22 protein-coding genes are annotated in these 22,483 nt (G+C 71.5%); 8 read left to right on the top strand and 14 right to left on the bottom strand.

Going from position 1 to position 22,483, the window contains the following annotated elements; genetic code table 11:
- Positions 1 to 10: 10 nt before the first annotated feature.
- Positions 11 to 988: an EamA family transporter gene (locus ACIQTT_RS13990; protein WP_402791291.1), complete on the top strand. Its 978-nt coding sequence runs from the start codon at positions 11 to 13 to the stop codon at positions 986 to 988.
- On the opposite strand, the gene ACIQTT_RS13995 is transcribed toward ACIQTT_RS13990, so the two are convergent.
- Positions 960 to 1,778 (bottom strand): YidC/Oxa1 family membrane protein insertase, encoded by an 819-nt coding sequence (locus ACIQTT_RS13995; protein WP_402791294.1) that lies wholly within the window; start codon positions 1,776 to 1,778, stop codon positions 960 to 962. The two genes, ACIQTT_RS13990 and ACIQTT_RS13995, sit on opposite strands and share 29 nt — an antisense overlap.
- Before the next feature lie 72 nt (positions 1,779 to 1,850).
- On the bottom strand, positions 1,851 to 2,123 hold the full coding sequence (locus ACIQTT_RS14000) for a DUF6412 domain-containing protein (RefSeq protein ID WP_402791296.1): 273 nt from the start codon (positions 2,121 to 2,123) through the stop codon (positions 1,851 to 1,853).
- A gap of 52 nt (positions 2,124 to 2,175) precedes the next feature.
- Here ACIQTT_RS14000 and ACIQTT_RS14005 point away from each other — a divergent pair, with 52 nt between their 5' ends.
- Genes ACIQTT_RS14005 through ACIQTT_RS14015 form a run of 3 tightly spaced genes read left to right on the top strand, consistent with a single transcriptional unit; the run spans position 2,176 to position 4,001 of the window.
- Positions 2,176 to 3,243 carry an NAD(P)H-dependent flavin oxidoreductase gene (locus ACIQTT_RS14005; RefSeq protein ID WP_402791299.1) on the top strand — a complete coding sequence of 356 codons (1,068 nt, stop codon included), beginning with the start codon at positions 2,176 to 2,178 and terminating at the stop codon, positions 3,241 to 3,243.
- A 39-nt stretch (positions 3,244 to 3,282) separates the two neighbouring features.
- Positions 3,283 to 3,540: a type II toxin-antitoxin system Phd/YefM family antitoxin gene (locus tag ACIQTT_RS14010; protein ID WP_402791302.1), complete on the top strand. Its 258-nt coding sequence runs from the start codon at positions 3,283 to 3,285 to the stop codon at positions 3,538 to 3,540.
- Positions 3,537 to 4,001 (top strand): type II toxin-antitoxin system VapC family toxin, encoded by a 465-nt coding sequence (locus ACIQTT_RS14015; protein WP_402791305.1) that lies wholly within the window; start codon positions 3,537 to 3,539, stop codon positions 3,999 to 4,001. Before ACIQTT_RS14010 ends, ACIQTT_RS14015 begins: the two co-directional genes overlap by 4 nt.
- 6 nt (positions 4,002 to 4,007) lie before the next feature.
- Here ACIQTT_RS14015 and purU read toward each other — a convergent pair whose 3' ends face one another.
- Positions 4,008 to 4,859 (bottom strand): formyltetrahydrofolate deformylase, encoded by an 852-nt coding sequence (gene purU / locus ACIQTT_RS14020; RefSeq protein WP_402791308.1) that lies wholly within the window; start codon positions 4,857 to 4,859, stop codon positions 4,008 to 4,010.
- Between the two features lie 94 nt (positions 4,860 to 4,953).
- Here purU and ACIQTT_RS14025 point away from each other — a divergent pair, with 94 nt between their 5' ends.
- Positions 4,954 to 5,421 carry a glutaminase gene (locus ACIQTT_RS14025; RefSeq protein WP_402791310.1) on the top strand — a complete coding sequence of 156 codons (468 nt, stop codon included), beginning with the start codon at positions 4,954 to 4,956 and terminating at the stop codon, positions 5,419 to 5,421.
- 41 nt (positions 5,422 to 5,462) lie between these two features.
- Here the strand turns inward: ACIQTT_RS14025 and ACIQTT_RS14030 are convergent, their stop codons facing one another.
- The 6 genes from ACIQTT_RS14030 to ACIQTT_RS14055 form a co-directional block, all read right to left on the bottom strand.
- On the bottom strand, positions 5,463 to 6,179 hold the full coding sequence (locus tag ACIQTT_RS14030; RefSeq protein ID WP_402791313.1) for a GMP synthase: 717 nt from the start codon (positions 6,177 to 6,179) through the stop codon (positions 5,463 to 5,465).
- Positions 6,180 to 6,261: 82 nt separating this feature from the next.
- Positions 6,262 to 7,008, bottom strand: coding sequence for a LysR substrate-binding domain-containing protein (locus ACIQTT_RS14035; RefSeq protein ID WP_402791316.1), 747 nt, complete (start codon positions 7,006 to 7,008; stop codon positions 6,262 to 6,264).
- Between the two features lie 29 nt (positions 7,009 to 7,037).
- A complete protein-coding gene (locus ACIQTT_RS14040; RefSeq protein ID WP_402791319.1) occupies positions 7,038 to 7,445 on the bottom strand; it encodes a DapH/DapD/GlmU-related protein in 408 nt (135 codons plus the stop codon).
- A gap of 82 nt (positions 7,446 to 7,527) precedes the next feature.
- Positions 7,528 to 8,301: a DNA-formamidopyrimidine glycosylase family protein gene (locus tag ACIQTT_RS14045; protein WP_402791322.1), complete on the bottom strand. Its 774-nt coding sequence runs from the start codon at positions 8,299 to 8,301 to the stop codon at positions 7,528 to 7,530.
- Positions 8,301 to 9,083: an EI24 domain-containing protein gene (locus ACIQTT_RS14050; RefSeq protein WP_402791325.1), complete on the bottom strand. Its 783-nt coding sequence runs from the start codon at positions 9,081 to 9,083 to the stop codon at positions 8,301 to 8,303. Before ACIQTT_RS14050 ends, ACIQTT_RS14045 begins: the two co-directional genes overlap by 1 nt.
- A gap of 55 nt (positions 9,084 to 9,138) precedes the next feature.
- Complete coding sequence (locus ACIQTT_RS14055) at positions 9,139 to 13,839, bottom strand: ATP-dependent helicase (protein WP_402791328.1); 4,701 nt, start codon at positions 13,837 to 13,839, stop codon at positions 9,139 to 9,141.
- 70 nt (positions 13,840 to 13,909) lie between these two features.
- On the opposite strand from ACIQTT_RS14055, the gene ACIQTT_RS14060 reads away from it, so the two are divergent.
- The gene (locus tag ACIQTT_RS14060; protein WP_402791331.1) at positions 13,910 to 14,317 is read left to right on the top strand and encodes a DUF6157 family protein; all 408 of its coding nucleotides are present in this window, start codon (positions 13,910 to 13,912) and stop codon (positions 14,315 to 14,317) included.
- 7 nt (positions 14,318 to 14,324) lie between these two features.
- Here ACIQTT_RS14060 and ACIQTT_RS14065 read toward each other — a convergent pair whose 3' ends face one another.
- Positions 14,325 to 15,926, bottom strand: coding sequence for an ABC-F family ATP-binding cassette domain-containing protein (locus tag ACIQTT_RS14065; protein WP_402791334.1), 1,602 nt, complete (start codon positions 15,924 to 15,926; stop codon positions 14,325 to 14,327).
- Between the two features lie 269 nt (positions 15,927 to 16,195).
- Positions 16,196 to 16,852: an alpha/beta hydrolase gene (locus ACIQTT_RS14070; protein WP_402791337.1), complete on the bottom strand. Its 657-nt coding sequence runs from the start codon at positions 16,850 to 16,852 to the stop codon at positions 16,196 to 16,198.
- Between the two features lie 94 nt (positions 16,853 to 16,946).
- Between ACIQTT_RS14070 and ACIQTT_RS14075 the strand changes: the two genes are divergently transcribed.
- On the top strand, positions 16,947 to 17,558 hold the full coding sequence (locus ACIQTT_RS14075; RefSeq protein WP_402791340.1) for a DUF4916 domain-containing protein: 612 nt from the start codon (positions 16,947 to 16,949) through the stop codon (positions 17,556 to 17,558).
- An 85-nt stretch (positions 17,559 to 17,643) separates the two neighbouring features.
- On the opposite strand, the gene ACIQTT_RS14080 is transcribed toward ACIQTT_RS14075, so the two are convergent.
- Positions 17,644 to 18,708, bottom strand: coding sequence for a threonine aldolase family protein (locus ACIQTT_RS14080; protein WP_402791343.1), 1,065 nt, complete (start codon positions 18,706 to 18,708; stop codon positions 17,644 to 17,646).
- A 62-nt stretch (positions 18,709 to 18,770) separates the two neighbouring features.
- Between ACIQTT_RS14080 and ACIQTT_RS14085 the strand changes: the two genes are divergently transcribed.
- Positions 18,771 to 20,198 carry an MFS transporter gene (locus ACIQTT_RS14085; RefSeq protein WP_402791346.1) on the top strand — a complete coding sequence of 476 codons (1,428 nt, stop codon included), beginning with the start codon at positions 18,771 to 18,773 and terminating at the stop codon, positions 20,196 to 20,198.
- 20 nt (positions 20,199 to 20,218) lie between these two features.
- Here ACIQTT_RS14085 and ACIQTT_RS14090 read toward each other — a convergent pair whose 3' ends face one another.
- Together ACIQTT_RS14090 and ACIQTT_RS14095 are read right to left on the bottom strand one after the other, a co-directional pair.
- Positions 20,219 to 20,860 (bottom strand): SDR family NAD(P)-dependent oxidoreductase, encoded by a 642-nt coding sequence (locus tag ACIQTT_RS14090; RefSeq protein WP_402791349.1) that lies wholly within the window; start codon positions 20,858 to 20,860, stop codon positions 20,219 to 20,221.
- Between the two features lie 143 nt (positions 20,861 to 21,003).
- Entirely contained in the window at positions 21,004 to 22,464 is a 1,461-nt protein-coding gene (locus ACIQTT_RS14095; RefSeq protein WP_402791352.1) for a DUF6421 family protein, read from the bottom strand.
- Positions 22,465 to 22,483: the final 19 nt, after the last annotated feature.

Here is a 22,483-nt window from a genome sequence, read left to right on the forward strand (position 1 = left end):
CGCTGGAGCAGTGCAGAAATCCGCGTCGTCCCGGACCCTGACGGGCGTCGCCCTCGTCATCGGTTCCTGCCTGTCGCTGCCCTTCGGGGCGGCCGTTGCTGCACAGCTCTTCCCGGTGCTCGGGCCCTGGGGCGTGACCTCGCTGCGCGTGGCGATCGCCGCCCTGCTCCTGCTCGTCATCGTGCGTCCGCGCCCCCGGCGCTGGACCCGGCAGCAGTGGACGGCGGCGCTGCTGTTCGGGCTCTCGCTGGCCGCGATGAACGGCTTCTTCTACGCCGCGATCGACCGCATCCCGCTGGGGCCGGCGGTCGCGATCGAGTTCCTCGGGCCGCTCGTACTCGCCGCGGTGCTCACCCGCCGGCTTCCGGATGCCGTCTGGGTCGGTGTCGCGGTGATCGGCATGGGGCTCCTCTTCGTCGACGGGGTCGTGGGCGCCGAACCGCTCGATCCGCTCGGCGTGGTGTTCATCCTCATCGCCGCCGGATTCTGGGCGATGTACATCCGCACGAGCGCGAAGGTCGGAGCGGTGATCCCCGGAAGCGGAGGGCTCGCGATGGGACTCGTCGTCGCCGCGGTGCTGCTGCTGCCGGTCGGCATCCCGACCGCGACCGTCATCGCCGCCGACCCGCAACTCCTGCTGCTGGCGGGAATCACCGCCGTGCTCTCGTCGGTGATCCCCTACAGCTTCGAGCTCGCGGCGCTGCGGCGCCTCCCGCAGCGCGTGTTCGGGGTGCTGCTGAGCCTCGAGCCCGCCTTCGCGACGCTGGCCGGCTGGCTCGTCCTCGGTCAGGATGCCTCGCCGCTCCGTCTCCTCGCGATCGCCCTCGTCGTCGTCGCGAGCATCGGCACGACCCTCGGCATCCGGCAGGCCCGGCGGCGGGCACAGGACACCGACTCCGGGACCGGTCGCGGGACCGGCTCAGAGACCGGCCCTGAGGCCGGCCCTGAGACCGGGGTGTTCACCGCGCCGATACCGCTGCCCGACTGACCGGTGCCGTGGAGCCGGCGGCACCCGCCGCGCCGGTCGTCGCGAGCGGGTAACGGCGACGCAGCAGCATCCGCTGGACGAGCGTCCACACCACCGTGACCGTCAGGTACAGCGCGGCGGCGAGCGGCACGAACACCGCGAACACGGCCGTCAGATAGTGGAGCGACCCGAACACGCGCTGCATCGCGGGCGAGTTCATCGCCGCGCCCATCGACGAGTCGTCGTCGACCGGAGCGGGGCGGAACACCCGGCGCGTGACCTCTGCGGTCGCGACGATCACGAGCAGCAGCGCCCCGAACACGAGGAACGTCGCAGGCGTCGCCGTGCCCCCGAACACCGCGGAGACGAGGCTCGTTCCCAGCGGAGCCCCGAACAGGTCGTGCGTCAGCAGGTCGTTCGGATGCCCGGCGATCTCGGGGCGGATGAACAGCGTGTACAGGATGCCGACGACCGGTGCCTGCGCGAGCACCGGGAGCATGCCCGCGAACGGCGAGGTCTTCTCGTCGCGGTAGAGCGCGAGCATCTCCTTCTGCAGCCGTTCGGGGTTCTTCTTGTGGCGACGCTGCAGTTCGCGCAGCTTCGGGGCCAGGCGGGTACGCGTCTGCTCGGCCTTGGCGGTCGAGAAGCCGACCGGGATGAGCAGGGAGCGCACGAGCAGGGTGACGAGGACGACCGCCAGGGCGGCGGCGGATGCCCCGGCGAGGGGGTCGAGCAGAGTGGAGAGCCCGGCGAGGGCGCCGTAGGCGGCGTCGAGCAGGGCGGCGAGGGGTGGGAAGGCGAAGAGGTCCATCGGAGTGTCCGTTCAAGAGGTCGGGAGGGGTCGGCGAAAGCCGCGTGGTCCCTCCCGTTCCCGGGCGGAGGACTACGCGGGGATCGCGACTCCCGGCGCTCGCGGACGCGGGTGACCGGCCGCATCGGGATCGCTCTGCGCGAGCAGCGCGGACGCGTCGATCGCGCGCCACGGATGCGGGGCGCGGGTGTCGACGGTCGTGCGGATGCTCATCGCGACGGCCAGCACGAGGGCCGTCACGGCGATGAGGGCGATGGCCACACCGAGGGCCGCGGCATCCGGCATCGCCACGAGACCGAGGGTCGCGAGCAGCACGCTCAGCATCCGCTCGATCCACTCACCCATGGTGCGAGGGTAGCACCGGGCCCTGTGGCGAGGGCGGGAATAGGCTCGGAGCATGACTGATCTGCGTGGTCTTGGTCCACAGAGCCTCGGTGAGCTTCTCGGTGTCGAGCATCCGATCGTGCAGGGGCCGTTCGGCGGGCTGTCGTCGGTCGCGCTCGCCGCCGCGGTGAGCGAGGCGGGCGGGCTCGGGTCGTTCGGCCTCTACGGGTACGACGGCGACCGCATCCGCACCGTCGGGGCCGAACTGCGCGCGGCCACGGCCCGCCCGTTCGCGCTCAACGTCTGGCTGCCCACCGGCGACGAGGTCGAACCGAACGCCCAGCACATGATCTTCGCCCAGGCGCTGCAGCCCTTCTACGACGCGGTCGGCATCGACACTCCCGCTCGGCCCGAGCGATACCTCGCCCCGCTCGACGAGCAGCTCGACGCGATCTGGGAGGTCGCGCCCGCCGTGCTCAGCGTGGTGTTCGGTGTGCCGAGCGCCGAGATGGTCGACGAGGCGCATCGCCGCGGCATCCGCGTCGTCGGAACGGCCACGACGGTGGCCGAGGCCGTGGCGCTCGATGCGGGCGGAGTGGATGCGATCGTCGCGACCGGGATGGAGGCGGCGGGGCACCGGGTCTCGTTCCTGCGGCCCGCGGAGGACTCCCTCGTCGGCACGTTCGCGCTCGTGCCGCAGGTCGCCGACGCGGTCTCGGTACCCGTCATCGCCGCCGGTGGAATCGCGGATCGTCGCGGGGTCGCCGCGGCGTTCGCGCTGGGAGCCGGCGGGGTGCAGGTGGGCACCGCGTTCCTCGCCACCGACGAGTCGGCGGTCACCGACGCGCACCGCGCGGCGATCCACGCGACGTCCGCCGACGAGACCGTGCTCACCCGCGCGATGAGCGGACGACTCGCGCGCGGTGCCCGCAACCGGGCCGTGCGCGCCATCGAGGCGAGCGGCACGATCGCCCCGTTCCCGATGCAGAACTGGCTGACGGGGAAGTTCCGCGCGGCGGCGGGGGAGCAGGGCCTCGGTGAGCTGCAGTCGCTGTGGATGGGGCAGGCCGCTCCTCTCGTGCGCCTCGGGACGGCGGACGAGGTGTTCGCCGAACTCCGGGCGGGCGTTCCGCGGGGGTGACCTCTGGTTCCTGGCCATGTACCTGGCTAGGATGGCGTCATGCCGGAGCACAACGTCTTGGATGCGCGCAACAGCCTCTCGCGCCTGATCGCCGAATCGCAGGCCGGTGAAGAGGTGGTCATCACCAAACGCGGAACCCCGGTGGCCCGCCTCGTGCCGATCGGCCCGGTCGATGCCGTGCGCAGCGGGCGCGTGCTCGTCGACTGGATCGAGGCGAACCGGTTGCCGGCGCGTTTGGCGACGGATGCCGCGGTGCTCGACGCCCAGATCGACGAGAACCGAGGTTCCTGGGAATGATCTACGTCGACGCCTGCATCCTGATCTACGCGCTCGAAGACACCGGCGCCCGCGGTGACGCCGTGCGCGCGGCACTGGCCGAGGTGGACGAGCCCGTGGCGTCGAGTCCGCTCGCGCTGCACGAGTGCCTCATCAGGTCGCTGCGCGAGCGCAACGTCGAGGTGCGCGACCGGTACCTCGCGCTGTTCGATCACCTGGTGATGATCGATCTGGATGCGACGGTGTTCGTCCGCGCGGCCGAGCTGCGGGCGGACTTCGGACTGAAGACGCCGGACTCTCTGCATCTGGCAGCCGCGCAACTCTCGGGTTGCACCGAACTCTGGACCAACGATCGACGCCTGGCAACGGCATCCCGCGGCCTCGCCGTCGATGTCGTCGGACGTCCCGTCGTCGAAGATCCCGTCGTCGAAGATCCCGTCGGCGAAGGTCCCGTCGTCGCTGGTTCCGGCGACGCTCGGTGAGGATCCCTAGAGGATGACCGTCGAGCGGCCGTGCACGATCACGCGGTCCTCGGCGTGCCACTGCACCGCGCGGGCGAGCACGAGGCGCTCGACCTCGGCGCCGCGGCTCTGCAGGTCGGCGGCCGACTCGCCGTGCGTCACGCGGGTGACGTCCTGCTCGATGATCGGCCCCTCGTCGAGGTCGGCCGTGGCGTAGTGCGCCGTCGCGCCGATCAGCTTCACGCCGCGATCCTTCGCCCGCGCGTAGGGGTTCGCGCCGATGAAGGCCGGCAGGAACGAGTGGTGGATGTTGATGACCGGGGCGCCGACGCGCTCGATGAAGTCGTCGGTGAGGATCTGCATGTAGCGCGCGAGCACCACCAGATCGACGTTGCCCTGCAGCAGCTCGAGCTGACGCGACTCCATGGTCGCCTTGTCGCCCGAGGGGATGTGCACGAACGGTACGCCGAACGACCGCACCGACTCGGCGAGGTCGGGGTGGTTCGAGATGACCATCGTGATGTCGATGTCGAGCTGGCCGCGCTGCGTGCGCCACAGCAGTTCCATGAGGCAGTGGTCGTACTTCGACACGAAGATCGCGACGCGCTTGCGGCGGGAGACGTCGTGCAGCGACCACTCCATCGAGAAGCGCTCGGCGACCTGCGCGATGCTCGCCTCGAGCGCGGGGCGGGCGGCGGCGAGGCCCGGCAGGTGGATGACGGTGCGCTGGAAGAAGCGGCCGCCCTCGGAGTCCGTCGAGTGCTGATCGAGCGAGATGATGTTCGCTCCGTGCTCGGCCAGTGCGTTGGCGACGGCCGCGACGATGCCGGGCTGGTCGTCGCACGCGATCAGAAGGCGAGCGGTATCGGGCTGTGACATGGCGTCTCCTCGGGGTGTGCATCGATTCTGCCGTGCGAGCGCCCCTCCCGACGAATCGCGCCCGTCACGAGCCACCGCTCGATAGCCTGGAGGGATGCATCCGACCGCTTCCGACCTGCTGACCCATGCGGTCGCCGACCTCGCGGGCGCCCCGAAGGAGGGACTCGGCGAGGAGCGCGACTCCCGGTGGCGGGGCAAGCGGATCGTGCGCGTCGGCGAGGCCTGGCACCTGGGCGTGCTGCTGCTCACCGACACGCACGCGCTCGCGACCGCCGAGGTGCTGCGTGCCGCCGATCCCGGTCGTCGCGGCTACACGGCCGAGTCGGCCCGCGAACGGGCGGAACGCCGTGCCGAAGCCCTCAAGGGCGGGTTCGACGAGGGCGAGGTCGTGCACGTCGGGTGGAGCGTGATCGACGTCGACGCGGTGGATGCCGGGGGCTCCTCCGGGCCGCTCGCGCTGGTGGACGGCATCCCCTCGGTGCGATGGAGCGCGGCCGGGGGCTTCATGCCCCTCGAGGCATACCTGCGCGAACGCGTCGAACTGCTGCGCGCGACGAGCTAGGCGCGCTCGATCGGCTCAGGCGCTCAGCGCGTGCGCTCGGCTCAGGCGAACGTCTCGGCGAAGCGACGCAGCAGCGCCGCGCCCTCGGTGACGGATGCCGACAGCACCTGTCCCTGCACGCGATCGAACTCCGCCGGGTCGAAGTACCCGGTCGTGCGGTAGAACGTCATGCGGTCCGCGAAGTCGCGCGGAGTGGGCTCCGGGTGGAACTGCGCGGCGTACAGGTGCGTGCCCACGCGATACGCCTGCACGGGGCAGTCATCGTTCGTCGCGAGAAGCTCGGCGCCCGCCGGGAGAGCGGCGGCGCTCTCCTTATGCGCGGTGAAGACGGTGAGCGCGGGCGCGCTCGGGCCGAACACCGGGTCGGCGGCTGCGGCATCCGTCGTGCGGATCACGGTCGCGCTCGCCGACTCGGGCGTCGAGGTGACGACCTCGCCGCCGAGCAGGCGGGTGACGACGCCGATGCTGAAGCAGGTGAAGAAGACCGCGGTCTCGGCGGCGATCGCGCGGCGGGCGATGTGCTCGAGGTCGGCTTCGACCCGCAGCTGTACCGGAGACTTCTCGGCGTCGGAGACATTGAACGGCGAACCGCCGACGACGATCCCGCGGTAGCCCCGCAGGCGCTGCGCGTCGAGCGGCTCGTCGAGCAGGTCGAGGCGATCCACGACGTCCACGCCGAGAGCACGCCGGAACGAGGCGTGCTCGGCATCCGCGGCCCCGACCTCGGGTCGCACGCAGACGTAGAGAAGCGAGGACATCAGAAGATTCTAACGAGCGCGCGGCGGCCGGGCGGTCGGCGGTGACTCACCGTGACGACTGCCCTCACCGTGACGACGGCCCTCACCGGGACGAGTGCGCCGTGCGGCCGCGGACGATGCCGACGAACGTCTCGACGTCGGGCGTCGTGCGCTCGCGCGCCCAGGCGAGGGCCACGGTCGAGGTCGGGCCGTCGACGAGCGGGCGGTAGTCGGCATCCTTGCGGTGATGCAGCCGTGCGAGCGACATCGGCACGACGACGGCGCCGGCACCGGTCGCCGCGGTGGCGATGGCGTCGGGGGTCGACAGCGGCGCAAAGCGCGGCGCGAGGGCGCCCGGTGCGTCGAGCGCGGGAAGGGTGTCGTCGGTGAGCGCGATGAGAACCTCGCCGGCGAGGTCGGCGAGGTGCAGGTCGTCGGCGGCGAGGAGATGCGACTCGATCGACGCGACGACCACGGGGACCTCGTCGTACAGCGAGATCACGTGCAGCGCGTCGAGGGTGTCCGCCCCGAGGGGCAGGCGCACGAGGGCGGCGTCGAGGTCGTCGATCGCGGCGTCCTGATCGGACACGGCGACCGGAACGACCTCGAGGGCGACGTGCGGCATCCGCAGCTTCCACGCGTCGATCCACTTGCCGGGGGTCGCGCCGGGGACGACGCCGAGGCGGAACGTGCGCGGCTCGTCGTTCTGCGCCACGGCGGCGTCGAAGACGACCTTCTTCGCCTGCGGGGGCTTCGTCGCATGCTTCGGCTGGCCGGGCCGGCGCTTCTGCTGCGGCGGCTTCGTCGTCTTCTGCGGCCGCCGCTGCGGTCGCCGTCCCTGAGTCGCCATGCGATCAAGGGTATCTGGCGGGAGCTCCCTCAGGCGGCGAGCCAGAGGCCCTTGCGATTGGTCGAGACCGTGAGGCCGGCCGCGACCGTCTCATCGTCGCCGATGCGTGCGCCTCGCACGATGCGTGCGCCGGCACCGATCTCGGTGCGGACGCCGATGTGCGCGCCGTCACCGACGGCTGCGCCCTCTCCGATGTGCGCGTGCGCCTCGATGTGCGCGCCGTCGCCGATCACGGCATCCGGTTCGATCCACGCGCCGCGCGCGATGGTGGCTCCGGCGCCGATGCGTGCGCCGGGTTCGATGTAGGCGCCGGCTTCGATGTGCGCCTTCGGGTGCACCTTCGCGCCGTGCGCGACGAGTCCTCGGCCGTTGGCGTGCTTGCGGTAACGCAGCGTGTCGCCTCGGTCGTTCTCGATGTCGACGTAGTTCTTGCCCACGATTCCTCCCGTGCTCCGGGGTCTTCCCCGGTGATAGCAATAACCACGGGGCTACGGGATTCATTCCCCGGTATGGAACCGGTCAGCGCTGGCACACGGGGCACCAGAAGGTGATGCGCTCGCGGGTCGGATCCGCGCCCTGCTCGCCCCTCCGGATGGGCGTGCCGCATCGACGGCACGGACGCCCCGCCCGGCCGTAGACCCACGTGCCCTGGCCCGGCCGATCGACGCCGGTGAAGGTGCGATTGCGGCGGTCGCGGTTGGCGCGGATCGTGCGCGTGCCGAGGCCGAGGAGAGCAGGGGCGTCGACCTCGGTGGCGGGGGTGGTCGGCAGGATTCCCCGGAGGAACAGGAGTTCCGCGGCGTACTCGTTGCCGAAGCCCGCCACGTTGCGCTGGTCGAGGAGGGCGACATGGATGCTGCGGGCATCCGCCGAGAGCCGCCGGGCGGCCTCCGCGGGGTCCCATTCGGCGGAAAGCGGATCGGGGCCGAGGTAGCCCACGAGATCGTCTTCGTCACGGGTCGGCACCAGCTCGATCTCGGCGATGTCGACGCCGACGGCCTCGTGCTCGGCGGTCGCGACGATCGCCCGCACCTTGAACGCCGGATGCCGCCACTTCTCACCCGGCCGGTAGACGAACCAGGCGCCGTCCATGCGCAGATGGGAATGCAGGATGCTGTCACCGATGCGCATCAGCAGGTGCTTGCCGCGCGGGTCGACGCCGTGCACCGTCTGCCCGGTGAGATCGGCGGTCGCGAAGCGCGGTACCCGCAGGTCGAACCGGGTCACGGTGCCGCCGGCCAACGCCTCGTCGAGGCGCCGCGCCGTGCGGAAGACGGTGTCTCCCTCGGGCATCAGTGCGGCCCTGGACGTTCGAGGAGACGACCGTTGCGTTCCTGCATGCTGCGGTTGCGTTCCTGCATGCTGCGGCTGAGCATCGTCGAACCGGCGACGGCGGCGGGCATGACCGCGACGGCGCCGCCGGGGATGAGGAAGCAGAGCTGGGTGGCGACGCCGAAGCCGAGCACGCGCGCACGACTGACGGCGAACAGGGCCGCGCGGTCGGCGGGGTCGAGGTCTCGGGCGTCGAACGCGCGCCCGGTGAGTTCGCGTGCGAGGAGGCGTCCCGACAGGATCACGCCGAGCACGGGGCCGACGAATCCTCCGACGAGCGGCAGGAGGCCGGCGACGAGCACGACGATGGCGATGAGAACGCCCAGCACCACGAGGCGCAGGCCCTCGCCGACAGTCGTCCAGAAGCTGCCGCCGTCGGCCGGGGGCGGGTCGCCGAGGTCGACTTCGACCGCGTGCCAGATGCGCTGGTAGAAAGGGTCGCCGATCGTGAGGGTCAGGGCCGTGAACACGGCGCTCGCGAGGAAGATGGCCGCGGCGACGATGACGAAACCGACCGCGGTGCGGAACAGCGACCGCCAGGGCTCGACCCAGCCGTCGGCGAACGGTGTGGCCCACGCCGTGATCGATCCCATGCCCAGCACGAGCGGGAGGATCGCGGCGATGAGGAGCACGAGCGCGATGACCGCCGGTACGAGCCCCAATGCCATGAGTCCGGGACGGGTGCGCCACACGGAGAACCCGCGCAGCAGGAGGCGGACGCCGGTGCTGAATTCTCGGATCATGACTCTCACAGTAGAGGGGGTGGGATGAGTGGGCGGTCGGGGTGTCGGCCTGCGGTCAGACCGCTTTGCGGAGCGTGAACCCGCGCGGGGTCGCGACGAACCCGGCCTCCTGCAGGGCGAGCGCGAGCGGGGTGCCGTACACGCCCTCGCCGTCGATCTTCTCGACCGTGAGGGTGTCGAGCCGGCGGGCGCGGGCGGTGCCGGCGAGATCGGCGGCGGCGGCGCGCAGCACCTCGGCGTCGTCGGTGAAGGACAGTACCGTGCGCCCGCCGCGCTCGAGGTACAGCACGAGGGCGCCGTCGACGATGACCACGAGTCCGCCGGCCTTGCGCCCGGGGCGATGCGAGACGCCCTCCCGGCGGGGCCAGCCGAGGGCCGCGCCGTAGGGATTCGCGGGATCGGTGGCGGCGAGGGTCACGGTCTTGCGGGGCGGCGGGTCGGCGAGGCCGGCGAAGGTGCGCAGTCGGTCGACGGTGGCGGATGCCGCGAACTGCGCCGCTCCGAGCTTCTCGATCACGTAGCCGCGGCGGCAATGCCCGGCCTCTTCGAAGCCGGCGAGCACCCGGTAGGCCTGTGCGAACCCGCCCGGCACTCCCTCCGCCTGCACGGCGCCGCGCGTCACGACACCGTAGCGGTCGAGCAGGAGTCCGGCGGTCACGGTCGCACGACGGGCGGGGTCGGTCTCGGCGTTGGGCAGGAGCGACCAGCGTCCGCCGATCGCCGTGGGGCGTGCGGGGGTGCGGCCGAGAGAGACGCCGCGGTAGGTGCGCGTGCGCGGGGCACGACGGGTCACCCGATGCGCCTGCGACCCGCCCGCGAGGAGCGAGCGGATCGGGGCGAACGTGTCGTTGGTGACGTGCCCCGACCAGGTGAGCGACCAGAGCGCCTCGAGAACCGACTGCTCGTTCTCGGCACCCGTCATCTCTTTGAGCTGCGCCGCGAAGTACGCACCGCCGATGCCGCCGGCGGCCCCGGGACTGACGGCCCCCTCGCGTGAACCCGGCCCGCCGAGTGCCCCGAGCAGGCGGGCTTCGAGTGAGTCGGCCGCGATCTCGGTGTCGGGCTCGGGCAGCGTGAACGGCGCGAGATCGGCGGGATGCAGCGATACCCACCCGTCGCGCCCCGGGAGCGTACCGTGCCCCGACCAGATGACCTCTCCCGAGGAGGTGAGCTCGTCGAGCATGCCCGAGGTGTAGTCCCGAACTCGGGAGGGCAGCACCAGCGATTCCCAGGCGCTTGCGGGGATCGGTACCCCGGCGAACTGCTCGATCACGGCGAGCACGCCGTCGATGCCCTCGAGCGGCCGGGCGAGATGCTGCCAGTCGGGCAGGAACCGCGCGTACGCCTCGGGCGAGACCGGTTCGACGCTGCCGCGGATGGCGGCCAGCGACCGCATGCGCAGGCGGCGCAGCACTTCGGTGTCGCACCACTCGAGGTCGTCCCGGGTGCCCGCCCCCGGCGCACCGGAAGACTCGGCGCTCGGGGCCGATGCCTCGGGCAGGAAGTACCCGCTCGTGAGGCGGCCCGCATTTTCGAGCCGCTGGAGCGTGTGCCGCGCGACGGCCGCGCCGAGGCCGAAGCGGGTGGCGACGGCATCCGTCGTGAAGGGGCCGTGCGTGCGCGCGTGACGCGCGACGAGGTCGCCGAGCGGATCGGCGAGCGGCTCGAGGAACGCGACCGGGATGCCGGTGGGGAGCGCCGCGCCGAGCGCATCGCGGAGGCGCCCGGCGTCTTCGATCGCCGCGATGCGCGTCACCCCGGCGATCGTCACGGGGATCGCGCGCCGGGACTGCACGAGGGCCTCGAGGTGGGCCGCGGCGACGGCCTCGTCGGCCTCGACCTCGTCGTCGGGTGCGAGCCGCGCGGCGACCTCGGCGGCGTCGAGCGGTCCCAGCAGCCGCAACAGATCGGCCGTGCCCTCGAGCCCCCGCGCGCGGCGCTCGGGGTCGAGGCGCTGCGCCTCGCGTTCGAACTGGGCGATGACCTCGGGGTCGAGCAGCTCGCGCAGCTCGACCGTGCCGAGCAGCTCGCCCAGTAGCGCGGGATCGACCGAGAGCGCGGCGGCCCGGCGCTCGGCGAGCGGTGAGTCGCCCTCGTACATGAACGCGCCCACGTAGCCGAACAGCAGGTCGCGGGCGAACGGTGAGGGCTGTGCGGGCTGCGTCTCGACGAGGCGGATGCGCCGGTCGGCGATGGAGGTCGCGAGCCGCCGCAGCGAGGGCAGGTCGTAGACGTCCTGCAGCACTTCGCGGAGCGTTTCGAGGATCACCGGGAACGTCGGATGCCGGCGCGCGACCTCGAGCAGCTGCGCCGAGCGCTGGCGCTGCTGCCAGAGCGGGGTGCGGCGGTTCGGGTTGGTACGGGGCATGAGCAGCGCGCGGGCGGCGCACTCGCGGAAGCGCGAGGCGAACAGCGCGGAGCCGCCGACCTCCTCGGTCACCAGGTGCTCGAGCTCGTCGGGGTCGAAGACGAACAGTTCGGCGCCGGGCGGTTCGGCCTCGGCATCCGGAATGCGCACGATGATGCCGTCGTCGCTCGCGACCGCCGATCCCTCGACACCGAGGCGTTCGCGCACGCGCGCGTTGATCGCCAGCGCCCACGGCGCGTGGACCTTCATGCCGTAGGGGGAGTGCAGGATCACGCGCCAGTCGCCGACCTCGTCGCGGCCGCGCTCGACAGTGAGCGTGCGATCGGTCGGGAGGGTGCCGGTGGCCTCCCGCTGCTCGCTGAGGTGGGCGAGCAGGTTGGCTCGGGCCTGCGCATCGAGCCCGGCGTCGATGAGGCGCTGCGCCGCCTTCTCGGGGGTCGCCGCCGACACCTCGCGCGAGAACGCGCCGAGCGCCTCGCCCAGCTCGAACGGGCGGCCGATGCCGTCACCGTGCCAGAACGGCACCTTGCCGGGCTGCCCGTAGGCGGGGATGACGTTCACGCGGTCGTGCGTGATCTCGGCGATCCGCCAGCTGGTCGTGCCGAGCGTGAACACGTCGCCCACGCGCGACTCGTAGACCATCTCCTCGTCGAGCTCGCCGACCCTGGCACCGGTGGACTCACCCGCCACGAACACCCCGAACAGTCCTCGGTCGGGGATCGTGCCGCCGCTCGTGACGGCGATGCGCTGCGCTCCCGGACGCCCTGTGAGGGTGCCGGCGTCGCGGTCCCAAACGAGGCGCGGGCGCAGCTCGGCGAACTCGTCGGACGGGAAGCGCCCGGCGAGCAGGTCGAGCGTCGCCTCGTAGGCCGAGCGCGGGAGGGACTGGAAGGGCGCCGAGCGGCGTACCGTCTCGAACCACTCCTCGACGCTGATCGCCCCCAGCGCGCTCGCCGCGACGGTCTGCTGCGCGAGGATGTCGAGCGGGTTGCGGGGCACCTGGATGGCTTCGATCTTGCCCGCGAGCATCCGCTCGGTCACGATCGCAGTGTGCAGCACGTCGCCCCGGTGCTTGGGGAACAGTGCCGCGCGACTAATCTCGCCGACCTGGTGCCCGGCCCGGCCGACGCGTTGCAGGCCGGATGCCGCCGACGGCGGAGCCTCGACCTGGATCACGAGGTCGACGGCCCCCATGTCGATGCCGAGCTCGAGGCTGCTCGTCGCGACGACGCAGCGCAGCACGCCCGACTTGAGCTCCTCCTCGACGAGCGCGCGCTGCTCCTTCGAGACCGAGCCGTGGTGGGCCTTGGCCAGCACGGGATCGGCGCCCGCGGTGGCGCCCGCCTGCGCCATCATCTGTGCCGGCACGGTCTGGTCGGGCAGCTCGACGCCGGTGCGCTCGGAGTAGATCTCGTTCAATCGACCGGTCAGGCGCTCGGCGAGGCGGCGCGAGTTCGCGAACACGATCGTCGAGTTGTTCTGCAGGATGCGGTCGACGATCGCCTCTTCGACGTGCGGCCACACCGATCCCGTCACCTCGGTGTATTCGGCATCCGCCGTGTCGCCGGGCCCGGTTGCTGAGCCCGACGAAGTACCCGGAGGCGGCGGCGGATTCGTCATGTCGTCCATCGGCACGACGACGCCCAGCTCGAAGGTCTTCGATGCGCGGGGCGCCACGATCTCGACGGGCGCCGAGCCGCCGAGGAAGCGGGCGACCTCGTCGATCGGACGCACGGTCGCCGAGAGGCCGATGCGCTGCGCGGGCGCCTCGGCGCCGTACGACGACCGCAGTGCGTCGAGGCGCTCGAGGCTCACCGCGAGATGGGCGCCGCGCTTGGTGGCGGCGACCGCGTGCACCTCGTCGATGATGACGGTGTGCACGCCGCGCAGCGTCTCGCCCGCGCGGCTCGTGAGCATGAGGTAGAGCGACTCGGGCGTGGTGATGAGGATGTCGGGCGGATCGGAGACCAGCTTCCGCCGGTCGCTCGACGTCGTGTCGCCCGAACGGACGCCGACGGTCACCGCGGGCGACGGGGCGCCGAGCCGCCGGGCGGACTGCCCGATGCCGACGAGCGGGGAGCGCAGGTTGCGCTCGACGTCGACGCCCAGCGCCTTGAGCGGCGAGATGTACAGGATGCGTGTGCGCGGGGCGTCGTCCTTCTTCTTCGCGGGTGCATCCGCCTCGGCCATGCGCTCGCGGAAGACGCTGTCGATCGCCCAGAGGAACGCCGAGAGCGTCTTGCCCGAGCCCGTCGGCGCGACCACGAGGGCGTGCTTGCCCGCGGAGATCGCGTCCCACGCGCCCGCCTGCGCCGGAGTGGGCGCGGGGAACGCACCCCGGAACCAATCCTGCGTCGGCGGGGTGAAGCGCTCGAGCACGTCACTCATACGTCCATCTTGGCCCGGGGCACCGACATGGGGCTCGACCGTTGTCGGAGGCGGGGCGCATGCTGTATCCATGGCGCACACCACGAACTACGTCGACACCTTCATCGAGGTCGCCGAGGACTGCCCGACGGAGCACGCGCAGGAGCCCCCCGCGACCGAGAATCCCACGATCGCCGCACTGCACTACCGCCTCCTCGCCGAGCAGCCGTACTCCCGCACGTCGGACGACGTGGTCTTCGAGACGTACGCCCTGCGCGCGGGGATCGCCGTCGATGACGCCGTCGAGCGCGCCCTGTTCTTCTCCGTGGGGCGCCCGTGCCTGCGTTCCTCGCCGCTCGGCAAGCGCTACGGCTGGGGCCTCCACCACGACGCCGACGGCCGTGTCGCGCTCGTCGCGCGCGAATCGGACGAGTATTCGCGCCGCGCCGCCGACCCCGCGATCTCCCACACGCGGGCGATGCGGAGCCGACGGGCCTGAGGCACTCTCACACCTCCTGCAGCATCCCCTCGCCGTCGATCTCGAGCGTGAGGTCGAGATCGAGACGAGCCAGGAACGCGTCGTCGTGACTCACGACGAGCACGGCGCCCCGGTAGGCCGTCAGCGCGTCGACGAGCTGGTCGACGGTGTCGAGGTCGAGGTTGTTCGTCGGCTCGTCGAGCACCACCAGCTGCGGTGCGGGATCCGCCAGCAGCAGCGTCGCCAGCGCGACCCGGAACCGCTCGCCTCCCGACAGCGCGGCCACCGGACGATCGGCCGTCGCGCCGCGGATGAGGAAGCGCGCGAGTCGGTTGCGCAGCTCCTTCTCGGGCACGTGCGGGGCGGCTGCGGCGATGTTGTCGAACACCGTGCGCGTCTCGTCGAGGCCGTCGACCCGTTGCGGCAGATAGCCGATGTGCTCGACGTGCGCCTCGGCATCCGCCCCTTCGCCTCGAGGCGCGGTCCCGGCGACCAGGCGCTCCAACAGCGTCGTCTTGCCCGCGCCGTTGCGCCCGATCAGCGCGACCCGCTCGGGCCCCTGCACCACCCACGATCTCTCCGCGTCGCCGATCGTGGCGATGCGGCGACTGCGCGAGACCTGGGGATCGGGCAGCTCGATCTTCATCGATGCCTCGGAGCGCACGCGGCGCCCCGCCTGGTCGAGGGCGGCGCGTGCGGCATCCTCCTTCGCCCCGACCTCCGTGCGCAGCTTGCCGGCCGACACCTCCGCGGCCATCTTCCGCCCGTGCGCGATGATCTTCGGCACGCGCTTCTCGACCTCGGCCTTGTGGGCGGTGCGCGCGCGGTGCGCGAGCTTGGTCTCCGCCTCGATGCGCTGGCGCTTCTCCTTGCGCATGACCTGGGCGGCATCGCGCTCGGCCTGTCGCGCGGCATCCTGCTCGGCGTCCAGCCACGCGCGCCATTCGGAGTACGGCCCACCGAACACGCTCAGCGTGCGGCCGAAGAGCTCGGCGGTGTCGTCCATCCCGTCGAGCAGCGAGATGTCGTGGCTGACGACGATCAGCGTGCCCTTCCACGCGGCGACCATCGCGGCGAGCTTCGCGCGGGCGTCGCGGTCGAGGTTGTTGGTGGGCTCGTCGAGGAGCGTGATCGGCGCGCGTCGCAGACGGATGCCGGCGATCGCCACGAGCACGGCCTCGCCGCCCGAGAGCTCGCCGACGCGACGGTCGAGGAACTCGGGCGAGAGCCCGGCCTCGGCGAGGGACGCCGCGGCTCGCGCCTCGATGTCCCAGTCGTCGCCGACCGCCTCGAAGTGGGCGGGGTCGACGTCGCCGGCCGCGATCGCGCGGACGGCATCGAGCGCCCCCGCGACCCCGAGCAGCTCGGCGACGCGTCGTTCGACGTCGAGCGTGAGCTGCTGCGGCAGGTACGCGACCTCGCCGGTGGTAGTCACCGTGCCCGCTGTCGGGTCGAGGTCTCCGGCGATGAGGCGGAGCAGGGTGGACTTGCCGGCACCGTTGCGGCCGACGAGGCCGGTACGACCCGAGCCGAAGGCGCCCGAGACGGAATCGAGGGCCGTGGAGCCGTCGGGCCAGGCGAAGGTGAGACGGTCGAGCGTGACCGATGCGTGAAGGGTGGGGGTTGACACGGGGTGTCTCCTGTCGAGTGCGAGGGTGCACTGACACCGGGCCTGCACGGCGGTCTCCTGTCGGGAGGGTCTCCTGCGCGGCGCCGTCGAAGGCGGGAGGAGAGCGGCCGTGGGAATCGGCGATCGTCGGGTCAGCGCGCGGAAAGAGGAGCGCGGAGGCGACGGATCAGATCAAAGGACTTCCAGACACGGCGGACAGGACGTGACGACGATACCCCCGGCGGATGCCGTCGTGCAACCCGGGCGTGTCGCGCCGGGTGCCGCGTGGTTCACTCCGCGGCGATGCCCTCGAGCCAGAGCGTGAGGAACTGGTGCACGTCGCCGAGCTCCTCCTCGGAGATGCTGTGCGTGAGCCCGGTGTACACCCGGCCCGAGAGCGTGGAGTGGTCGGGGAGCCACAGCGAGGTGTGTGTGATGAGCGCCTCGGGGATCACGTCGTCGGCCGATCCGCGGCCCCAGAACACCGAGGGGCGCAGTTCGCGCAGGGCCGCGTCGTGGGGCAGCTCGCCCGGGGCGACGTAGCCGCTCAGGGCGACGACGGCGCCGAGCCGCTCGGGGGCGAGGCGCAGGGCCTGGAGGGCGACGGCTGCGCCCTGCGAGAAGCCGAGGAGCGCCACGGACGGCGCGTCGGCGGCGGCGACCTCGAGCCACCGCAGGAACGCGCGGGCTGCGACCGTGATGTCTTCGGACCGGCGACCGTTCAGGCCCTCGATGGGGTACCAGGACCGGCCCGGCGTCGGGAACGGAGGGTCGAGGGGCGCGGCGACGGATGCCACGGCGACGCCCGAGGGCAGATACGGCGCCAGGCCGATGAGGTCGTGCTCGTCGGCGCCGTAGCCGTGCAGCAGCACCAGCAGCGGCATCCCCTCACGGTCGCCCGGCATCCACCGGGTCGCGGCGTCGTCGATCGTCAGCTCCTCGCTCATGCCGTCCATCCTGCCAGGGGCCGCCGACACCGGCTCGGCCGCCGACACCGGCCCGGCCATAGGGGAAGTCGGATGCTGCTGGTAGAAAGGACACATGGCGGTGCGCACACCTGATCCCGACCCCGAGCCCGACGACGACGGCCTCGGTGGCTTCGGTGACGGCGCGCCCCAGCCCCCCGCGCCCGACGCGAACCCCGGGTGGTTGAGCGACGTCGAGCTCGAAGAGGCGCGTCGGCACCTGCCGATGCTCTACGTCGAGGCGATCCCGGTGCGCACCGACGGCTCCGGCCAGGTGAGCGAGATCGGCATCCTGCTGCGCTCGACGCCGATGGGCGAGATGACGCGCACGATCGTCTCGGGTCGCGTGCGCTTCGGTGAGACCATCCGCGACGCGCTGTTCCGCCACGTCGAGAACGACCTCGGTCCGATGGCGTTCCCGCTGCTCCCGCCCCAGCCGCTGCCGTTCACGGTGGCCGAGTACTTCCCGATCCCCGGCGTGAGCGCCTATCACGACGACCGGCAGCACGCCGTGTCGCTGGCCTTCGTGGTGCCCGTCACCGGCACTTGCGAGCCGCGTCAGGACGCGCTCGAGGTCACCTGGTTCTCGCCCGAGGCAGCGGGTTCCGACGCGGTCTGGTCGGAGATGGAGGGCGGCCGCGGCACGCTCATCCGGCAGGCGCTGGCGAGCCTCGGCCTGTTGCGCTGAGAGCGCTGCTGCACTGAGCACGCTGCTGCGCTGCGGCGCTGCGGCGCTGTTGCGCTGAGCGCACGCGCCGAGGCGCCGCCCGGCGTCAGGCGGTGAGGCGCGCGAGCTCCGCGACGAACGCGTCGACGTCGTCCTCGTGGGTGTCGAAGCTGCACATCCAGCGCACCTCGTTGCGTGCGGCATCCCAGTCGTAGAAACGGAACGACTCGCGCAGGGCGTCGGCGACGCCGTCGGGCACGGTCGCGAAGACGCCGTTGGACTGCGTGGGCTGCGTGAATGCGACGCCATTGATCGAGCCCGCGGCGATGCCCTGCTCGATCTCGGACCGCAGGCGGGCCGCCATGGCGTTAGCGTGGCGCGCGTTGCGCAGCCACAGGTCGCCCTCGAGCAGTGCGATCAGCTGCGCCGACACGAAACGCATCTTCGACGAGAGCTGCATGTTGAACTTGCGCGAGTAGACCAGCCCGTCGGATGCCTCGGGGTTCAGCACCACCACGGCCTCGCCGAGCATGGCGCCGTTCTTGGTGCCGCCGAAGCTGAGCACGTCGACGCCGGCATCCGTGGTGAAGGCCGCGAGCGGCAGGTCGAGAGCGGCGGCGGCGTTCGAGAGGCGGGCGCCGTCGAGGTGCAGCTTCATGCCGCGCTCGTGCGCGTGGTCGGCGATCGTGCGGATCTCGTCGGCGGTGTAGAGCGTGCCGAGCTCGGTCGACTGGGTGATCGAGACCACCAGCGGCTGCGCGCGGTGCTCGTCGCCCCAGCCCCAGGCCTCGCGGTCGATGAGCTCGGGGGTGAGCTTGCCGTCGTCGGTCGGCACCGTGAGCAGCTTGAATCCGCCGATCTTCTCGGGGGCACCGCCCTCGTCGACGTTGATGTGCGCGGTCGTGGCCGCGATCACCGCACCCCAGCGGGGGAGCATCGACTGCAGGCCCGTGACGTTCGCGCCCGTGCCGTTGAAGACGGGGAAAGCCTCGGCGCGCTCGCCGAAGTGGGAGCGCACGACCTCCTGCAGGCGGGCGGTGTACGCGTCGCTGCCGTAGGCGCCCTGATGGCCGTCGTTGGCGGTCGCGATCGCGGCGAGCACCTCGGGGTGGATGCCGGAGTAGTTGTCACTGGCGAAGCCCCGGATCGCGGGGTCGTGCTGAATGGTCACCGACCCAGCCTATTCGCCCGGACCCGTATCGGATGTCGGTGGTCCTGAGTACCCTCGAACCCATGCAGCGGACCGCAGCGAACCGGGCGTTCCTCAACGTCCTCGTCAATACGCTGATCGCCAACGTGACGACCAGCTTCCTCTGGTTCGCGCTCACTTTCTGGGTCTACATCGAGACGCAGTCGGTGCTCGCCACGGGCGTCATCGGTGGCGCCTACATGCTGTTCGTCGCGTTCTTCGCGATGATGTTCGGCACGATCGTCGACCGGCACCGCAAGCACGCGGTGATGGTGCTCTCGAGCGTGATCTCGGCCGTGGCCTTCCTCGTCGCCGGTGTGCTCTACCTCTCGCAGCCCGAGGCGGCCCTGCTCGATCTGGGCGGCCCGTGGTTCTGGCTGTTCTCGGGGGTGATCCTGTTCGGCGGGGTGATCGAGCAACTGCGCAACATCGCGCTCTCGACCACCGTGACCCTGCTCGTGCCCGAAGAGAAGCGCGCCAATGCCAACGGTCTGGTCGGCACCGTGCAGGGCATCGCCTTCCTCGTCACGAGTGTGTTCTCGGGACTCTCGATCGGGTTCCTCGGCATGGGGTGGACCCTCGCGATCGCGATCGCCGCGATGGCGATCACCTTCGCGCATCTGCTCTTCATCCGCATCCCCGAGAGCGAGCCGCAGGCCGATCCCGAGGCGAAGAGCGCGGTCGACTTCCGCGGCAGCGTGCGTGCGATCCGGCAGGCGCCCGGCCTCTTCGCGCTCATCATCTTCTCGACGTTCAACAACCTCATCGGCGGCGTCTACATGGCGCTCATGGACCCCTACGGGCTCACCCTGTTCGATGCCCAGACCTGGGGCTTCGCCCTGGCGTTCGCGTCGACCGGCTTCCTCATCGGCGGCGGCCTGGTGGCCAAGTTCGGCCTGGGCAAGAAGCCGATGCGCACCATGCTGCTCGTCGTGATCGCGATGGGCTTGCTCGGCGCGGTGTTCATGCTGCGCGAGTGGTGGTGGCTGTACGTGCTCGGCATGTGGGCCTACATGGCGCTCGTGCCGCCGGTCGAGGCGGCCGAGCAGACCGTGATCCAGAAGGTCGTGCCGTTCGAGCGCCAGGGGCGGGTCTTCGGCGTCGCGGCGGCGATGGAGGCGGCGGCCGCGCCCATCACGGCGTTCCTGATCGCTCCGCTCGCCGAGTTCCTCATCATCCCCTACATGGACAGTCGCGAGGGCCAGCAGCAGTGGGGCTGGCTGCTCGGCGAGGGAGAAGCCCGCGGCATCGCCCTGATCTGCCTGTTCGCCGGGCTCATCATGGTGGTCGCGGCGACGCTCGCGTTCTTCACGAAGTCGTACCGCAAGCTCACGGTGCTCTACGCCGAGGCGCCCGCGCAGAGCATCCCCGACGAGGCGGCTACCCCGGGCGGCGGTGGCGACGGTGATGGCGCGGCGCAGGGCCGAACCCCGGACGCCCCGCCGATCGTCCCGGGGGCGTCGCAGCTCTAGCCGCGGGGATCGTGCCCCGCTCAGTCCAGGTCGATGACGCAGTCGTTCAGCTCGGCGGCATCCGCGTCCCAGAGGCCGACGATGCGCGGCGCCAGCGACTCCGGGTCGAGCGCCTTCGCGCGGAACACGACGGATGCCGCACGCAGCGGCTCTCCGCCATCCCGAGCCGTCTTCGCGAACCCCTGCGCGACGGCGCGCGTCCACGCCTCGCTCGCGGCCTTGACCGCCGCGTAGTTCGCTCCGCCGGCGAGCGGTCGCGCGACGGCGGTCGACGACACGATCGCGAAGCGTCCGGCATCCGATTCCCGCAGCGCCCCGTCGAACGCGCGGCTCGTGGCGCGCACGGCTTCGAGCGCGGGCAGCAGCGCCGCGAAGTCCTCGTCGCTCTGACCGGCGAGTCCGCCGCCCCCGCGCCACCCGCCCACGAGCGGCACGACGGCGTCGACCGCGACACCGTCGGAGACGAGTCGCTCCGCCAGCGCGATCATGTCACCGAGCGCGGTCGCATCGGCGACCTCCACGTGCGCTCCGGCATCCGCCAGCGGCTGCAGACGGTCGGCGGAGCGTCCGGTCGCGACGACGCGCATGCCCGCCGCGATCAGTGCGCGGCTCACGGCGAGGCCGGCGGCGCTCGTGGCCCCGGCGAGAACGATGGTCTTCATGTGCTCCACTGTCGCAAGAAACGGACCCTCGGAGAAAGGCTTCTGCGGTCGGTGCGGGCGGAATCATCCGCAGAACCCGCACCGACCGCAGAAGCAGGGCGCCCCAGCGTCACATCTCGTCCGCACTCAGCGTGCGGGAAGGATCAGTCGTCGGTGCCGCGGATTCCCACGGTCGACTCGATCACGGTCTTCATCTTCTTATCGAGCGCCTCGAAGAACATCGACAGCGGGAACTCGTCGTCGAGCACCGCGTCGGTGTAGCCCTTGGGGGCGCCCGCGAGGATCTCGTCCGACAGTCCACGTGCCCAGGCCGACACCGGGTGCGGCGTCAGCACCGAGCGGACGAGGTCGTAGGCGGCCAGCCAGTGCGCCGTCTTCGGGCGGTCGATCGAACGCCAGTACAGGTCGTCGATCGCGTCGCCGAGCGCGACGACGGCGTCGGGCACGCCCGCCCAGTCGAACGCGAGCGCCGTGTCGGTCCAGTGCAGCACGCCGCGCTGGTGCAGCCATGCGAACAGCAGCTGCCCGCCGAGGCCGTCGTAGTTGCGCACGCGCGACCCCGTGATCGCGAAGCGGAAGATGCGGTCGAAGATCACCGCGTACTGCACGAGCGGTGCGTGCTCGAGCATCTCGCGCTCGGAGTCGGTGAGGTCCTCGCCGGCCTCGCTGCGCGCGGTGAGTGCGCGCTCGATCTTCACCGACTCGCGGAACGCGGTCAGGTCGCAGCGCATCTCTTCGAGCGAGTAGAGGAAGAACGGCATCCGCTGCTTGATCATGAACGGATCGAACGGCAGGTCGCCGCGCATGTGCGTGCGGTCGTGGATGATGTCCCACATCACGAACACCCGCTCGGTGAGCGCCTGGTCGTCGAGCATCTCGGCGGCGCGTGCGGGCAGGTCGAGCTTGGTGATCTCGGACGCCGCGCGCGTGACGCGACGGTAGCGGGCGGCCTCGCGGTCCTGGAAGATCGCGCCCCAGGTGAACGAGGGGATCTCGCGCATCGCGACGGTCTCGGGGAACAGCACGGCCGAGTTCGTGTCGTACCCGGGCGTGAAGTCGACCAGGCGCAGAGAGACGAACAGCTTGTTGCCGTAATCGCCGGCCTCGAGCGCGCCGATGAACTCGGGCCAGATCGTCTCGACGATCAGGGCTTCGACGAGGCGGTCGCTCGACCCGTTCTGCGTGTACATCGGGAAGACGACGAGGTGACGGATGCCGTCGACACGGTGCTCCTGCGGCTGGAAGGCCATGAGCGAGTCGAGGAAGTCGGGCACGCCGAAGTCCCCGGCGGCCCAGCGGTCGAAGTCGACCACGGAGGCGGCGAGGTAGGCGGCGTCGTGCGGGAAGGCGGGGGCGAGCGCGCGGATGCCGGCGGTGATCGCGGCGACGAGCTCACGGGCCGTCGCGTGGTGCGCGGCGTCGGGGATCGATCCGTCCTTGATCTGCATCTCGCGGATCGCGACTGCGGCATCCTTGAGCTGTGCCCAGGCGGCGCTGGATTCCACGGAATGCGCCTGCATGGAGCCTGTCGAAGTGTCCTCGACGACCTCGGGTTCGCCGACGATGGCCTGAACAGCGGAACTGTTGGCGGAAATGATGGACATCGGGACCTCCGATCGGAGA

The organism is Microbacterium sp. NPDC090225 (genome assembly GCF_044772365.1).
Lineage (GTDB): Bacteria > Actinomycetota > Actinomycetes > Actinomycetales > Microbacteriaceae > Microbacterium.

What these genes read in the sequence shown, in the direction of transcription:
- ACIQTT_RS13995 (WP_402791294.1), bottom strand. Translation starts at nt 1,778, where the DNA reads ATGGACCTCTTCGCCTTCCCACCCCTCGCCGCCCTGCTCGACGCCGCC.
- purU (WP_402791308.1), bottom strand. Translation starts at nt 4,859, where the DNA reads ATGTCACAGCCCGATACCGCTCGCCTTCTGATCGCGTGCGACGACCAG.
- ACIQTT_RS14060 (WP_402791331.1), top strand. Translation starts at nt 13,910, where the DNA reads ATGGCGCACACCACGAACTACGTCGACACCTTCATCGAGGTCGCCGAG.
- ACIQTT_RS14055 (WP_402791328.1), bottom strand. Translation starts at nt 13,839, where the DNA reads ATGAGTGACGTGCTCGAGCGCTTCACCCCGCCGACGCAGGATTGGTTC.
- ACIQTT_RS14070 (WP_402791337.1), bottom strand. Translation starts at nt 16,852, where the DNA reads ATGAGCGAGGAGCTGACGATCGACGACGCCGCGACCCGGTGGATGCCG.
- ACIQTT_RS14075 (WP_402791340.1), top strand. Translation starts at nt 16,947, where the DNA reads ATGGCGGTGCGCACACCTGATCCCGACCCCGAGCCCGACGACGACGGC.
- ACIQTT_RS14015 (WP_402791305.1), top strand. Translation starts at nt 3,537, where the DNA reads ATGATCTACGTCGACGCCTGCATCCTGATCTACGCGCTCGAAGACACC.
- ACIQTT_RS14085 (WP_402791346.1), top strand. Translation starts at nt 18,771, where the DNA reads ATGCAGCGGACCGCAGCGAACCGGGCGTTCCTCAACGTCCTCGTCAAT.
- ACIQTT_RS14050 (WP_402791325.1), bottom strand. Translation starts at nt 9,083, where the DNA reads ATGATCCGAGAATTCAGCACCGGCGTCCGCCTCCTGCTGCGCGGGTTC.
- ACIQTT_RS14035 (WP_402791316.1), bottom strand. Translation starts at nt 7,008, where the DNA reads ATGGCGACTCAGGGACGGCGACCGCAGCGGCGGCCGCAGAAGACGACG.
- ACIQTT_RS14090 (WP_402791349.1), bottom strand. Translation starts at nt 20,860, where the DNA reads ATGAAGACCATCGTTCTCGCCGGGGCCACGAGCGCCGCCGGCCTCGCC.
- ACIQTT_RS14095 (WP_402791352.1), bottom strand. Translation starts at nt 22,464, where the DNA reads ATGTCCATCATTTCCGCCAACAGTTCCGCTGTTCAGGCCATCGTCGGC.
- ACIQTT_RS14000 (WP_402791296.1), bottom strand. Translation starts at nt 2,123, where the DNA reads ATGGGTGAGTGGATCGAGCGGATGCTGAGCGTGCTGCTCGCGACCCTC.
- ACIQTT_RS14005 (WP_402791299.1), top strand. Translation starts at nt 2,176, where the DNA reads ATGACTGATCTGCGTGGTCTTGGTCCACAGAGCCTCGGTGAGCTTCTC.
- ACIQTT_RS14010 (WP_402791302.1), top strand. Translation starts at nt 3,283, where the DNA reads ATGCCGGAGCACAACGTCTTGGATGCGCGCAACAGCCTCTCGCGCCTG.
- ACIQTT_RS14030 (WP_402791313.1), bottom strand. Translation starts at nt 6,179, where the DNA reads ATGTCCTCGCTTCTCTACGTCTGCGTGCGACCCGAGGTCGGGGCCGCG.
- ACIQTT_RS14025 (WP_402791310.1), top strand. Translation starts at nt 4,954, where the DNA reads ATGCATCCGACCGCTTCCGACCTGCTGACCCATGCGGTCGCCGACCTC.
- ACIQTT_RS14045 (WP_402791322.1), bottom strand. Translation starts at nt 8,301, where the DNA reads ATGCCCGAGGGAGACACCGTCTTCCGCACGGCGCGGCGCCTCGACGAG.